General features: G+C 59.8%; 14 protein-coding genes. 9 read left to right on the top strand and 5 right to left on the bottom strand.

The annotated features are described in order from the left end of the window. Positions 1-430: 430 nt before the first annotated feature. The 3 genes from ABH945_RS17090 (at position 431) to ABH945_RS17080 (ending at position 3246) form a co-directional block, all read left to right on the top strand. Positions 431-637, top strand: coding sequence for a hypothetical protein (locus ABH945_RS17090; protein ID WP_429251286.1), 207 nt, complete (start codon positions 431-433; stop codon positions 635-637). Positions 638-877: 240 nt separating this feature from the next. Continuing rightward, positions 878-2794, top strand: coding sequence for an SMP-30/gluconolaconase/LRE-like region family protein (locus ABH945_RS17085; RefSeq protein ID WP_429251285.1), 1917 nt, complete (start codon positions 878-880; stop codon positions 2792-2794). A gap of 119 nt (positions 2795-2913) precedes the next feature. Next, a complete protein-coding gene (locus tag ABH945_RS17080; RefSeq protein ID WP_074769614.1) occupies positions 2914-3246 on the top strand; it encodes a DUF2322 family protein in 333 nt (110 codons plus the stop codon). 4 nt (positions 3247-3250) lie between these two features. Here ABH945_RS17080 and ABH945_RS17075 read toward each other — a convergent pair whose 3' ends face one another. After that, positions 3251-4228 carry a LysR family transcriptional regulator gene (locus tag ABH945_RS17075; protein ID WP_429251284.1) on the bottom strand — a complete coding sequence of 326 codons (978 nt, stop codon included), beginning with the start codon at positions 4226-4228 and terminating at the stop codon, positions 3251-3253. A 120-nt stretch (positions 4229-4348) separates the two neighbouring features. On the opposite strand from ABH945_RS17075, the gene ABH945_RS17070 reads away from it, so the two are divergent. The 3 genes from ABH945_RS17070 to ABH945_RS17060 all read left to right on the top strand — a co-directional run bounded on the left by ABH945_RS17070 (position 4349) and on the right by ABH945_RS17060 (position 5981). Beyond that, entirely contained in the window at positions 4349-5206 is an 858-nt protein-coding gene (locus ABH945_RS17070) for an oxidoreductase (protein WP_429251283.1), read from the top strand. Positions 5207-5465: 259 nt separating this feature from the next. Next, on the top strand, positions 5466-5756 hold the full coding sequence (locus ABH945_RS17065; RefSeq protein WP_429251282.1) for a hypothetical protein: 291 nt from the start codon (positions 5466-5468) through the stop codon (positions 5754-5756). 75 nt (positions 5757-5831) lie between these two features. Next, positions 5832-5981, top strand: a complete 150-nt coding sequence (locus tag ABH945_RS17060) for a hypothetical protein (protein WP_429251281.1) — start codon at positions 5832-5834, stop codon at positions 5979-5981. A gap of 114 nt (positions 5982-6095) precedes the next feature. Here the strand turns inward: ABH945_RS17060 and ABH945_RS17055 are convergent, their stop codons facing one another. Continuing rightward, on the bottom strand, positions 6096-6512 hold the full coding sequence (locus ABH945_RS17055) for a hypothetical protein (RefSeq protein ID WP_429251280.1): 417 nt from the start codon (positions 6510-6512) through the stop codon (positions 6096-6098). A gap of 215 nt (positions 6513-6727) precedes the next feature. Between ABH945_RS17055 and ABH945_RS17050 the strand changes: the two genes are divergently transcribed. The 3 genes from ABH945_RS17050 (at position 6728) to ABH945_RS17040 (ending at position 10699) form a co-directional block, all read left to right on the top strand. Beyond that, positions 6728-7519 (top strand): alpha/beta fold hydrolase, encoded by a 792-nt coding sequence (locus tag ABH945_RS17050; protein WP_429251279.1) that lies wholly within the window; start codon positions 6728-6730, stop codon positions 7517-7519. Between the two features lie 354 nt (positions 7520-7873). Further along, positions 7874-8842, top strand: coding sequence for a peptidoglycan DD-metalloendopeptidase family protein (locus ABH945_RS17045; protein ID WP_429251278.1), 969 nt, complete (start codon positions 7874-7876; stop codon positions 8840-8842). Positions 8843-9832: 990 nt separating this feature from the next. Further along, a complete protein-coding gene (locus tag ABH945_RS17040) occupies positions 9833-10699 on the top strand; it encodes a sterol desaturase family protein (protein WP_074769600.1) in 867 nt (288 codons plus the stop codon). Positions 10700-10724: 25 nt separating this feature from the next. On the opposite strand, the gene ABH945_RS17035 is transcribed toward ABH945_RS17040, so the two are convergent. From ABH945_RS17035 to ABH945_RS17025, 3 genes are all read right to left on the bottom strand, one after another. Continuing rightward, on the bottom strand, positions 10725-11906 hold the full coding sequence (locus ABH945_RS17035; RefSeq protein WP_429251277.1) for an MFS transporter: 1182 nt from the start codon (positions 11904-11906) through the stop codon (positions 10725-10727). Continuing rightward, a complete protein-coding gene (locus ABH945_RS17030) occupies positions 11903-12697 on the bottom strand; it encodes a DeoR/GlpR family DNA-binding transcription regulator (RefSeq protein WP_429251276.1) in 795 nt (264 codons plus the stop codon). The genes ABH945_RS17035 and ABH945_RS17030 overlap by 4 nt, the downstream gene beginning before the upstream one ends. Before the next feature lie 133 nt (positions 12698-12830). Continuing rightward, positions 12831-14315 carry a PepSY-associated TM helix domain-containing protein gene (locus ABH945_RS17025; protein ID WP_429251275.1) on the bottom strand — a complete coding sequence of 495 codons (1485 nt, stop codon included), beginning with the start codon at positions 14313-14315 and terminating at the stop codon, positions 12831-12833. Between the last annotated feature and the right edge of the window lie 14 nt (positions 14316-14329).

Raw genomic sequence — 14329 nt, 5'->3', positions numbered from 1 at the left:
TCCACTGTATTTTCGAATGGGAATGTTATATCATTACATCGAGAATTGAAAATGACAAGCCACATGGCGGACTACCAAACGTGCGCGGCGAGGGTGTGGAGGTGAGATTCGCGTGTCCCGTACGTGCAAGGCCGGGTTGCGCCGGCTCGTTCAAGGGGGCAGGAGAGTTCGTGACTCGCCGGTTGAGTCGGTAAAGGAGAGGCAACGAGCGGACGCGGAGGGTTTTCAACCACCGGAGGATTGGCTTCGTTCGAATTGAAGCTACGGGCGATCACGCAACATCGCGCTGGGAACGGACTGAGTGTTGGAAAGTTATGTACCTGCAGATCCGAGGCCGGCTGTGTGAGTCGCGTTCTTCTTTGCCAGGCGGGAACTCGCGGTGTCGAAAGAAACAACGACATCGTTACCGGTTCGCTGAGCCATGATAATCATGACAGTCGCCGGAGCAATTGCGAATGCTGATTTTTTGGCAAATCATGTCGCTTCAAGGCTTAATTTAATTGATGTTTTTGATCGAATTTTAGTGGTTGATTTTTATTGTATTTTATGTAATTTTAAAAAAATGATTTCATCAATTGTTCGGACTGAAGTAAAACTGATTTTTGTCTTTTTCCTGCTACCGCAGTCGGTCATATGAAAGTGCTGAGGCAACTAATTCTGACCTCGCGATACCGCTTGCGGCAAATCGACGTTGAAGATTCTTGGACGCTGGAACATCGCGGTCATCCGTAATTTGCAAGGTCAGTAAAAAATATTCGATATGAATTAAAAAATGATTTGGAATTATTTGTAAAATTAAATGATTTATTTAATCGCCAACATTTAACGTCTATCGATGTACCCTTGCTGGACAAGAGTCGTTCGGAGAGCATCACTCATGATCAGCAAGTCAATTCGTGCCGCGCTGTTGTGCGCCGCTATCGCGATATGGGCACCCGCCAGCTATGCGCAATACACCACTGACTGGCTAGCCAATACATTCGGTACCCTCGCCACGCATGTCGGCAATACCGCACGCTCGATGTGGGTCGCGCCCGAGGGCGTCATATATACGGCATCGCTGTGGGACGAAAACGAGGGCGGCGTTGCGATCTATCAGAACGGAAAGAGTGTCGGGTCAATTGGCTCTCACGCAGACTTCCAGGGCAGCGCGATTACCGGCAATAGCACGTCGATTTTTGCGGCCTTGCAGTACAACACGTCGTTCGGCAGTGGATCGGTCGGGCGTTACAACCGCTCGACGCAGACACGCGATCTCGTGATCCCTGTCAGTGTGTGGACAGGCATTCCGCATGCCGACGTCATTACCGGCCTGGCCACCGCCGGCTCACTTCTTTACGCGAGCGACTTCTACGGTAATCGCGTCCGGGTCTTCTCCACCGACGGCGTCTGGCAGCGCGATATCAACGTCACTGCGCCAGGCGCACTTGCACTGGATAGCGCGGGTAATCTCTGGGTCGCGCGGCAAAGCGCGGGCGAGGTCGACGAATTCAGTGCGGCCGGTGCGCCGCTGAACGTCATTCAGATGTCGGCTACGGCGCGACCTTCTGCGCTGTATTTCGATGCATCGTCCACGCAACTCATGGTCGGCGATGAAGGCCCGGACATGAACATCAAGCTCTACAACGTGGCGGCAGCACCCGCGCTCGTCGGCACGTTCGGCATTCAGGGCGGCTATCTCGACACCACCAGCGGCATCAAGGGGCAGGTGGGTGACAAGCGCTTTACCCGCGTGGTAGGAATAGGTAAGGATTCTTCCGGCAATCTTTACGTGCTCAACAATCCTTGGGGCGGAAGTTGGGACCTCGGCCGCAACGGCGCGACCGATCTTCATGCGTACAACAGCGCGGGCACGCTGCAATACACACTACAGTCCCTCAATTTCGAGGGTGTTGCCGCTCCCGACCCGTCCACGGACGGCGCCTATTTCTACGGCGGCACGAACATTTATACCGGCACGGCGGGCGGCACTTTTGTTGCGAATACGGTCGACCCGTTCACCTATCCGTCCGACCCGCGCCTGAACATGAACGATACGCAGCGCGACGAGCACTTCGGCCAACTCGTCACGGTCGGCGGGAATCGCATTCTTGTCGCGTCCGGGCAGAACCCCGGCATCTTTTACTTCTTCCATTTCAACGCGGCGAATGGCTACATTGCGATACCGGATGCGTCGATACCGGGAACCGCTTTCAATACGACGCTTCAGGTTACCGGCGGCTTTTGTATCGACAGTCGAGGTGACGTGTGGGCCGGTCTCGACCGCACAAATCACATTTACCACTACCCGCTGACGGGTTTCGACGGCGAAGGCAAACCGACGTGGGGACCGGCCACCACAATCTCGATTCCTGAAAGTATTCGTCCATTGACGCGGATCATTTATCTTCCCGAGACCGACACGATGATTCTCGCGCAAGGCATTGCTGGAAGCTGGGACTGGACGGCCATGCAAACGCGGATCGAGGTGTATCACGGGTGGAGTGCGGGCAATATCAGCCAGCCGAATCCGGTGATCAACCTCACTAGCGCGAATCCAAAATCGATTACAGCGGCCGGAAACTATCTGTTTGTCGGCTACGTGCACACGGTTCCGAACATCGACGCTTTCAATCTCACAACCGGCCAGATCGATACCACGTTGACGAACGCAAATCCGGCGACGGTCGACGTGGGTAACGATGTCGATTCGATGTACGGCCTAAGGGCGTATCTGAGAGCATCGGGCGAATATGTGATTACGAAAGACAACTACAACGGCGCGAGCATTGTTGTTCATCGCTGGACGCCGTGAGCGGATTGAAATGTTCTCGAGGTTCGGAGTTCAACGCGGCAGCATTCGGGTATCGCAGCACACCCTATCGTTTAAGATACGGCCCGCATGCAATTTTCTGAACCGAAGGAGTATTTTCAATGATTCAACCCAGCAATGTGTTCAAGGAGAATCTGGCGCAGATGCCGTCTATCGACGGTATCGAGCGTATCGATCTGGTCGATGGTAAAGGCGCTGTTGTCGCGAACATCGAGAACAAGCCGGGCAAGCAGGGCTCGCTCACGGTGTACAACTATCTGAAGCAGACCTTCGGCACGCTCGACGCTAAAGCGGCCGAACACGGTCTCGCGCTGTTCGCCGAACATACCGCCGACGCCCGTAATCGCCCGGGCGCGCATCCTAATGTCGACATCCTGCTGGCAATCGCCGCGGGTGGTGAAGCGCTGCGTATCGACGTGATCGCCGCAGCGTAAATCATCATAAGGCGCCGCGCTTATTCACAGCGCGGCCACTTCGTGCGGCACTCGCCGCGCGAATCTCGACCGGATCGAGAAAGAACGCACGGTTATCGGCTACTCGCTCGATCATGAAGTCGATAAAAGTCTTCACGCGCAGCGGCTGTTCGGTCCGATGTCCGTAGTAGATATAGATCGTGCCGTACTGCGTGATGTGCTGCGTCAGCAGTGCAATGAGCCGGCCGCTTCTAATGTGGGGCATCGCGTTAAAGCTGCCCAACTGTCCGATCCCGAGACCCGATAGCACTGCCTGCGTCTCCATCTCCGTGTCGTTCACGCAAATGACGGGCGGTACATCGCGATAAACAATTTCGTCGCCCATCTGAAACTGCCATTGCGCAAGCTTGCCCGTATTCGTGCGCCGATATCCGGTGCAACGGTGCTGATCCAGTTCGTCGATTGTTCGCGGCGCACCATTGCGCTCGATGTATTCCGGCGACGCGCACACGATCAACTGAATCGGCACGAGCGGACGCGCAATCGAGCCGCCCGACGGCGGTGGTCCGCCGCGAAACCCGACGTCGGCACGGTCGGTGACGAGGTCGGTGAAGTGATCGTCGAATTGCACTTCGAGTTGCACGTTCGGATGTAGCTGCTGGAATTGCTCGAAGTACTTCCATAGCACCGGCATGCCGAGCGCGCGCGGTGCGCTGACGCGCAGCAGTCCGCCGATTTCTTCTTTTGAACGACGCGCCTCGTCGAGCGCCGACGAGAAAATGGACAGAGCCGGCTTGACGCTATCGAATAGCCGCTGGCCTTCCTCCGTCAGACTGAGCTTGCGTGTAGTGCGATGAAAAAGCCGCACGCCCAGTTCCTTTTCCAGCTGCATGACCGCCTGACTCGCCGCTTGCGGCGAAATGCCCTGATCGACCGCGGCACGCCGCAGACTGCCGAGCGTGGCGGCGCGCACAAAAGTGGTGATTGCACGAATTTCGTTCATGGGCGGCGCGCGGGATTCGCAAGTGAAAGTTGATTATCAGTCTAGCAATTGACGACTAGTACGTGTCAATCGTCGCTCCTACCATGGCATCACTTTCACCTCATCACCAGGAGCGAGATCATGGCGGACATCCAGAAAAATGCTTTCAAACGTGTATGGTTCATTACAGGTGCTTCGCGCGGCATCGGCGCATTGATGGCGGAGGCGGCGCTCGCAGACGGCAATGCAGTCGTGGCGGCAGGGCGCAACGTCCGTGCGATTGTCGAGCGTCTCGGTCAATCCGCGGGACTGTTGCCGGTTGCACTGGACGTGACCGACGAGGCGCAGGCGAAACTCGCGGTGCAAGCCTCGTTGGAGAAATTCGGCCGCATCGACGTGCTGATCAACAACGCCGGTTTCGGTCTGCTGGGTGCGGTGGAGGAGTCGGCCGACCGTGACATTCGCCGCATGTACGACACGAACGTGTTCGGCCTGCTGAACGTTACGCGCGCCGTGCTGCCTGTCATGCGAGCGAATCGCGCGGGGCACGTGATCAACATTTCGTCGATAGGCGGTTATCGCGGTGCTGCAGGCTTCGGCGTGTATTCATCGACGAAGTTTGCCGTGGAGGGGATTACCGAAGCGCTGCGCGACGAGTTGAGGCCGCTCGGCATTCATGCGAGCGTCGTCGAGCCCGGCTACTTCCGCACCGACTTTCTCGATACGTCGTCACTGACAGTGGCATCTGATGTGATCGCCGATTACGACGACACGTCGGGCGCGGTTCGTCGCAAGGCTGCGCAAATGAATCACAACCAGCCGGGCGATCCGAAAAAACTGGCGGATGCGGTGGTCGCTCTCGTCGACGCACCGAGCCCGCCGCTGCGCCTGCCGCTCGGCACCGATACGCTCGCCGCGATAACCGCGAAAAATGCCTACGTGATGCATGAAATGGAGACGTGGAGAACGCTGTCGGCATCGACGGATTTCACGGCGTAAGGGATAACGTGGACAGGTGCATTGATTTGGGGCGAACTCAGTATTTGCACTATGTTTTGCGGCTATTCGTTCGGCGGATCAGCGATTTTTATGGTGTTTCGCCGGTCACTTTTACCAGTTTTAATCTCGCCCCACTTTAGAAGGAATTAACGAGTTTTCGACGGGGCGAGATTGGCTTAATATTCGGCTTCTGTTCGACCGATTGAAACCCGTGGCCCCGGCGCACACTGGATTCATCCAAGCGCGCAAGGAGCTCGCAATGTCTTCCCGCCAAGACGAAAACCCGCATTTCGAAGCCGGTCTGCCGGACTTGTCCGCGCCCGAGCGAACCAGCCCGTCGGTCGATTCCGATACCGCCATGCTGCGCGAGCTGCAATTTGCATCCGACACCGTATTGCGCCTCGCGACCCGAACCCATTCAGCCGTCGCGCGACACGATGCCGCAGCGGCGCAGGAAGTGCGCGCCGCACTCGAAAGGCAACTGGCCCAGACCACCGGCCTGATCGACGAAATATTGTTCGGTAGCAGCGACCCGCTTACAAAACATTGACCCGTCGTTGAGGCGGGCGTCTCCCGGGGGGTAGCCGGGTGTATCAACTAGCAGACTTGATCTTCTGAAACTGAAATGAACGCTTTGACCATCATTCTTGGTAGCTGGGCAATACTTGCCTTTTGCTCGGTTCTCTTTATTCGTGGCGCGACCGCACGCGTCGAAAAACCCGTAAAGGAAGCGCCGCAAAGCAGCAGCCCGTCGCGGTTTTCAATCGCGGAATAAAGGGTTTTCCCCTCATTCGAACGTATCAAACGTAGGCAGTGAATTTCCATTGCGGCAGCTTTTCCGTTAGACGGAGAGTGCCGATGGGATGCGCGGACCGGTTGACAAGATCACCTAACTATAATTAGACGATCGTTTAAAACCTGTTCCGCCAGTTAGTTGTCTCGCGATGAGTTGCGAATCGGACGGACGGTCAAGCCGGATCGCCACGTCAATCCACTCGCTTCGCAGGTCGACATAATGCTCGTCGAGCGGAAATGCCGATATCGACCTGCAGACGCTCGCGCTACGTAGCGCGTCACAACATCCTGCATATGCATTGCGCCGAAGCTGACCGGCGCGGCCACGCGCAGCTTGCCGCTCGCCTTGCGGTTGGCGTCGTCGAACTCTTCCAGAATGTGTTTGCAGCGCAGGTAATACGCGCCCGCCTGCGTCCGTCAGGCTCAGATTGCGCGTGCATCGCTGCATCAACTGGACCTTGAGGTCCGCTTCGAATTGACCCAAATATTTGCCGGCCATCGAAGCCGACAATCCTGCGCGTCGCCCGGCGACTGCGAGACTGCCATCGTCGATGGTCGCTACGAATACGGGGTGCCTCCAAAACCGTCTAAAGCAACTTCAATCGATAACCTGACGATCAGGTGATGATAAGGAACGGTAGATTATCGCCACATAAGATCGAATCTACCATTGCATCTGTCGACCGTTGAAGGTTGGCAAACTTCAGTGTGAAAGGAGTCAGGCAGATGAAAATCGATTCGAATGGTGTGCACATCAACGTCAGGGAACTGGGCTTCGGCAATGTCGACGCGCCCGCCTTGGTCTTTCTGCACTACTGGGGCGGCTCGTCGCGCACATGGGACGACGTGATCGCCGCGCTTCCGAACGTGTACCGGACGGTCGCGACGGATCATCGCGGCTGGGGCGATTCGGACAGGCCCACAGAGCATTACGCACTCGCCGATCTCGCCGACGACACTCAGCGCGTGATCAACGCGCTCGGTCTGCGACGCTTCGTACTGATCGGCCATTCGATGGGCGGGAAGGTCGCGCAATTGCTCGCGGCGCGGCGTCCGCAAGGGTTGGCCGGACTGGTGCTGGTCGCGCCGTCGCCGCCGGTGCCGCTTGCACTGCCGCCCGAAGCGCTCGCGGCGATGGAGGGCGCGTATGGTTCGCGAGCGTCTGTTGAGGCGACCATCGACGGCATGCTGTGCGCGAAACAACTGAGTCCGGCACGCCGCGAGCAGGTGATCGAAGACAGCCTGCGCGGTGGACCCGAGGCGAAGGCCGCATGGCCGCGTCACGCGAGTCAGGAAGATATTTCGCGCGAAGTCGCTTTGATCGACGTGCCGACGATGGTGATCGCAGGCGAGCTGGATCGCGTGGATAGCGTGGCGACGCTGCGCGACGAGTTGTTGCCGCGAATTCCGCATACGCGGATGCATGTGCTGCCAGGGACCGGTCACCTGTCGCCGCTCGAATCGCCGGATCGGGTGGCGGCGCTCATTCACGCGTTGATCAACGATATTTCGCGTTGATCGTGTTAATGGGGACGGCACGGTCACCGAACCACGGCGTGTGAATCGCAAGTTGCGCGGGGGCGGGCTTGCGGCGATCCGCTCGTATTAGAGGCAGATTCAATACTGGCCGCTAAGCACTCTACATCGCGCGGATAATGGGGGCAGCTTAAGCCAGGCTTAAGAAACCATCCCTAGGCTTCCCGTCAGCCTTATGCAGCGTCCCATGCAATGACCGGGGCGCTGATTCAATGAACCCACCTGCTCGTGCGTACCACCGCCGCACGCGACGGTCGACCGCTTATCTAGTCAATGCCTCTCTCTGTAGCTAGCGTCCTGCCCGGACGTGCCGGCAAGATCATTTTTGTGTGTGCAATGAGCTCCGTGTGCGCGGCTTACCTCGTGAGCCAGCATCGTGCTGCGCGCACCGAGGAAGCCGACGTGTCCTTGATGAGCAAGGACTCTTCGCGACCGGACGCCGCTTCGCCCGCGAGTGCCGCAGCGGGAGGGCCAGGTATATCGGCAGCGCCGGTTGCTGCGCCTACCGCGCCGGCGAGCGACGCACCCGCTTTCACCGTGAAGAATGCGCCGGTCGAACACAGTTTCGCGGCGGCGGCGCGCAGCATGGGTGTCGATGCGGCCACCACCGCGATGCTGGCTCAGGCGTTTCACGGCGACCTCGATCTTGCACGCGACCTGCGCGCCGGTGATCGGGTCAGCGCAGTGTTCGACAAAGACGGGACCGATGGAGCCCCAGGCGCGCCGCTCGCGGTTCGCATTGCCCGTGGCACGGTGTCGCACGACGTGTTTCTGTACAGGACGCTGCAGGGCAAACCTTTCTATTACTCAAAAGACGGCGCGAGCACGACGCCGACCTTCGAGCGATACCCGCTGAATTTCTCGCGGGTATCGTCGCAATTCGCGTTGCGCCGTCTCGATCCGGTGACGCATCGGTGGCAAAGCCATGACGGCGTCGATCTGGCCGCGCCGTCCGGCACGCCCATCCACGCGACCGCGCGAGGCGTGGTGCGCTTCATCGGTCAGCAAACCGGCTATGGGAAGGTGATCGTTATCCAGAACCCCGCACCGTATTCGACGACGTTCGCGCATCTGTCGCGTTTCGCGAAGGGGCTGCATCGGGGTAGCCGGGTGAGCCGCGATCAGGTGATTGGTTACGTCGGTGAAACGGGTTGGGCGACGGGGCCGCATTTGCACTATGAGGTGCATGTCCATCACGTGCCTAAGGATCCGCTGAAGGTTCAGTTCCCGCAGGCGACGCGGCTCGGCGCCGCCGAGTTGCAGCAGTTCAAGGCGCGCGCCGCGGAATTGACGGCATTGCTTTGAGTTGATGTTTGAAGTTTGAGTTTGAGGTCGATGACGGCGGAATGGGTGGGCCGCAACGCTCCTGCAAAGCGTGCGCTCCCAAGCCAACATCGGCGCTGCAAGTTTGTATCGAACCAGGCCGACCCCGTCTCAACTTTGCGACATTTCGGTCCGCATGCATCCGGTGCCTGGCCACCCGACCGGACACCGGTTAATTCCGACAAAATCATCGGCAAACCTTTGCGGAGCCGTCCGCGTTCGGGTTATCCCACGTTGAAAAAAATACCGGCGACCCGAGCGTTCATGCTCGACGACAACCGGTCGCTGCGTCTCATTTCTGAGCCATCGCGTGCGGCGCGGCGTGCGCGAACCCTTCGTCCAGTTCACCGTTCGTTGACCAGCAAGGGTTTCGGCCCTCATGGCACAGCCATTGCGATAAGGTGATTACAAGACGAAATACGTTGCGGCCGGAAAGCAGAAAGTCGGTACATGCAGTGCATATCCGGACGACAACAGAAGTCTTCGTGAATCGCGGTCGGGGAGGTTAGCGCGTTTTACGAGGTGCGGCGGGGCCAACAAAAATACGAATGTGAAAAACGACGCGGGCGGCTGACAGAAATCCGTCAACCGCCCGTGATCGCGACGGCGTGAGGCGATGACCTCGCCATTTTTTTAAGTCAGGCGATTGCGGGCCGTCACGCGCGGCGTGGCTTACGTCGATAAGCATTTCGCCACAGACCGACCAGCTTGAATCCCATAGGCGCTCGACCGGAAGACTCGTCCGGCAGTCCATCATTGAATCGACGCTTGCGCGCTGAAGAACAGGCTGCGAAGATCGCATTAAAGCGTAGCGCAATGCACATAACCGCTCTAATGCTAATGCTGGTGATTGACGCACCGGCCATCGCGCCCGCACTCCGCTTATAAGCTTGAGAGCGCTTGCAGGCGACAAACACATTTCGAGCAGCCAGAACGCCGGGCGCATCACGCGCCTCTTGACTGGGGAAGCACATGTTTGCGTCGAGCCCGTTTCCTGATCTGCTGCATCACGCCAGCCTCTGGTTGCGCGCCTACGCGCTCGTGCTTTTCATGATGCTTCTCGGCGCCGCGCTCGAGCGCCGCTGGCCTGCCGCGTTGCTGCAATCGCGCTCCGGGCAGCGTTTCAACGCGATATACGCGGGTTTATATATGGCGCTCGCCGAGTCTGTGAAACCGCTTACAGCAGCAGCGAGCGTTGCAATCGTGAATTCATTCGGCGGCGGCATGGTCGTGCTGGTGTCTCGCGGCTGGGGTGCGTTGGCATCGTTCATCATCGTGCTGCTGACAATCGATCTGCTCGAATACGCGTTCCATCGTTTGCAGCACACGTGGCCCATCTTGTGGAAGCTGCATTCGCTGCACCATAGCGCAGTCGATTTCAACGTGACCGTGACCTATCGGCATCACTGGCTGGAAGTGCTGATCAAAGGCTGTCTGCTTTATCCGCTGGTCGGTGTGCTGTTCAAGGTCGACCCATGGATTGTCGGCGCGACTTCGTTCGTCTTCATGATCGGCAATTACTTCGCGCATCTAAACATGCGGGTGGATCTCGGCCGTTACGTCACGTGGGTCAACAATCCGCAATATCACCGCTTGCATCATTCGATCCGTGCCGAGCATTTCGATCACAACTTCACGCAGTTGCTGCCGCTATGGGATCACCTGTTCGGCACGCTATGGGTGCCCGCGAAGCACGAGTGGCCGGCCACCGGACTCGACGATGGCGCGCAACCGCGTACGCTGCTGGCTGCGCTTACCTGGCCGCTGCGGCTGCAGCCAGAACGCGAGGTGGTGCCGGTTCGCAAGTCTGTCGTGATACTGGATAAAGAGATCAAGTGAAACCGGCGCGGTGCAATATGCGCTGTTACGCGAGCCTCGCGCTGCGTACCGCCTTGCCACCCAGCAATCCGACGACCAGCGTCGCCATGACGAGCACGCACAGCGCGGCGCGCAAACCGAGCAGGCCGGCTCCCAGACCGATCAGCGGCGGCCCGACGAGGAACCCCGCATAACCCGCCGTGGCCGCCATCGATACGCCGATTGCCGGCGTGACCGTGGAGCGGCCCGCCGCACTGAAAATCACGGGAACGATGTTGGCGAGGCCGACGCCGACCATCGCAAAGCCCACGAAAGCGGTCAGCATGGTCGGCAAGCTCAGTACCAGCACGAGCCCGGCGACGGCGATCAGACCGCCCATCGCGATGACCCGGCTCGAACCGAAGCGCCGCACCGACACGTCGCCGATGATCCGGCAAGCCGCCATCGAAAACGCAAACGCGGAATAACCGATAGCGGCGACGCTGGCCTCCTGGTTCAATGTCGAACGCAGATACACGGCGCTCCAGTCGGCCACCGCGCCTTCGACCAGCATGCACAGGAACGCGAGCATCGCGAGTTTCATCACGCCGCCGCTGGGCCACGCAAAACCGCTGGACGTAGGCGCTTCGCGCGACTCGCCGAGATCGCGCAACGCGAGCAGCGCGGCGCTCACGATCAACAACGCGATGAACGCGTCCGGCACCAGCAGTCCGCCCGCAACACCGACGCCCGCTCGTTGCAGCATCGCGCCGCTTGCCGCGCCCAGCAGTCCGCCGGCGCTCCAGGCCGCGTGAAACGACGACATGATCGGCGAGCGCCACTGCGTTTCGATCGTGCTGGCGTGGCCGTTCATCGATACGTCGAGCGCACCGTTGGCCGCGCCGAGCGCGAACAGCACGAGGCACAGCACGGCCATGTTGGGCGCGAAAGCGGGCAGCGGCAACGCGATGACGAACGCCGCGCCGAGCAGCGCGGTCGCGCGGCCACTGCCGAAACGCGGCGCGAGTTGGCCGGCCAGCGGCATCGCGACAATCGCGCCCAAGGCAAACGCGAACAGCGCAATGCCGAGCGCCGTGTCGCTGAGCGCGAGGCTTTCCTTGATGCGCGGCACTTCGACCGCCCACGCGCCGATCCCGAAACCGTTTGCAAGAAATACGGCGATCGTCGCAATACGTTCCTTCACAGGTTTCATGTTCGTGTTCATCTGAGTCGTGGCGAGTGTGGTCATGAGCGGGCCACCATCACGTTGTCGCAAACCGCTTCGAGGCTCGCGAGGCGTGCGGCCGGCACGTCGGTTTCGACGAACAGATAATCGACCGCCGACGCGGGCGCGACCGCGTACGGTGCTGCGGTCATCAACTTTTCCGAGGTCAGCGCGATGGCGACCTGGCCGCTCGCCTTGACCATCGCGCGTTTGAGTTCGGCGTCTTCGGCGTCGAATGCGGCGACGCCCTCGTCCGGGTCGAACGCACAGGCGCCGAGGAAGCAGACGTCGGCGCGAATCTGCTGGATTTGCAGTAGCGACGTGGCGCCGAGCGAACCCGCCGCGCCGCGCGCGATGCGTCCTCCGACCAGAATCACGTCGAAACCGGGACGGTTCAGCAGGCGAGTGCAGGCTTCGGGCGAATTCGTCACGACGGTCAGGTCAGCGTTGTCGGGCAGCGCGGCGGCGATCGCGACGTTGGTCGAACCCGCGTCGAGCAGGATGATCTGCCGGGGCCGCACGATCGACACCGCCGCAATCGCGAGGCGCGCCTTGCGGTCGGGCGCTTCATTCATGCGCACAGCGGCGGGTTTGTCGGCCGGGGACGTCAGCAGTGCGCCGCCGTACACGCGCTTGCAGTGGCCCTGTTCGGCCAGATCGCGCAGATGGCGGCGCACCGTGTGCTCGGAGGTCTGCAATTCGGCGGCGAGCGCGGCGGCCAGCACGCGGCCGTTTGCGCGCAGGCGCTCGAGTATTAGCTGTTCGCGCTGCTCGGGTAAAAGGCCGCTTTCGGCTTCCTGCCGCGTTCGTTGCATGTGTCCCCCTTTGAGATTCGCTTAAATCGATCATAAACGAGCAAAATGTATCGTAAACGATCTTCGGGGGCAATGCGTTAGTTGTTGGCTGCTGACCGGCGCGGTGATTTTTCAGATGAATCGGCTTGTCGGCTTAACTCGCGCTTACGCTACGCCTCGTCGCCCGACCGAAAACCAGCCGGTCTGCGGTCCACACGGCCAGCATCGTTGCGCCCATCAGCGGAAATACGATGCCGAGCAGAACGAGGCCGGTTCTCCAGCCGCGCATCGGCGGTGCGGCCCGTTCGCGCGACGGTGCGCCGAGCGAGCGCTGCGGGCGCCGCTTCCACCACATCACGAAGCCGGTGACGGCCATTGCCGCGAGTCCGAGCGAAATGGCCGCGCAGATAACCTGATTCGCCACGCCGAAGTAACGTCCCATGTGCAGCGAGGTGCCATACGACACCGCTTTCGATACCGCGCCGTAATCGTCGTAGCGAATGTCCTTCAGTACCTTGCCGCTGTATTGGTCGAGATACAACGTGCGCTCGTCTTTCGGATCGGCGGGAAAATACGACACCGTGTAGACGCCGGTCGCGGATGTGGGCAGCACGATGCTGTAACCGTCCGTCACGCCGATCGACGCGGTCAGCGCCACGATGCGTCCGAGCGACAACGGCTGCGCGGCTTGCGTATCGCTCGATGAAGAGTGAGGCACCGGTGCGTTGCCGACGGCCCATGGAGTCAACGGCAAAGGCAGGTCGTCCATCACCATGCCGGGCATCGAATTAGTATCGGCCGCGTGTTCATGGTGTTGAGCGTGAGTCGCATCTGGCGCATTGGCGGATTGCGCTCCAGGCAGCACGGAGCGCAAAGGCAAGCCACCCCACGAGCCTTCCGGCGCGCCGAGATTCGCCGCCGTCGCAAGCGTCTTGAACTGCTTGCCCCACGAACCCGACCACGGGAGTCCGCTCAGCACGAACGCGAGTGCGCCGAGCGCGAGCCAGAGGCCCATCACCGCATGAACGCTCTTCCAAAGCGCGCGGCCCTTCAGCGTGAAGCGAGGCAAAAGTGCCCTACGTATAGCTGTTTTCTCACGCGGCCACCATAGCGCGATGCCTGTGCCGATCATCACGAGCGTCCAGCATGCGGCAAGTTCCATCAAAAGTTCGCCAGGCTTACCGAGCAGCAACTTGCGATGCAGCATGCGGTCCACCTGCATGAAACGTCGCTCGACACTCAAGGTGCCGAGTACATCGCCGTTGTACGGGTTCAGGTAGACGCTTTGCTTGTCGCCGTCGGCGAGACGGAAAATGAATTCGGTGCTGCGATTGGGGTCGCTGGCGATCATTGCGGTCAACGCGACAGCGCCTTGCGGCATCGCGGCGCGCGCTCTGGCGAGCAACACGTCTTCGCTGAGTCTCGGCACGGCTTGCGTGTCGACAACCATCTGGTGACGATAGAGCAGCGGCTCGATCTGTGGCTGAAAACAGTACAACGTGCCCGTTATCGCGAGCACGATCAGAAACGGCATGACGAACAGACCGGCGTAGAAATGCCATCGCCAGAGTGTTCGATAGCCGGGATGAGTGGTGCCCGTTGCCGGGCTTACGCGTTGAGCGGCAGTCGTGGTGGACATGGAATCCTCGTCAG

Origin of the sequence: Paraburkholderia sp. GAS333 (genome assembly GCF_050435665.1) — a bacterium.
GTDB lineage: Bacteria > Pseudomonadota > Gammaproteobacteria > Burkholderiales > Burkholderiaceae > Paraburkholderia > Paraburkholderia fungorum_A.
Note: the sequence above shows the minus strand (reverse complement) of the source record. Positions and strands in the feature narration are given on the sequence as shown.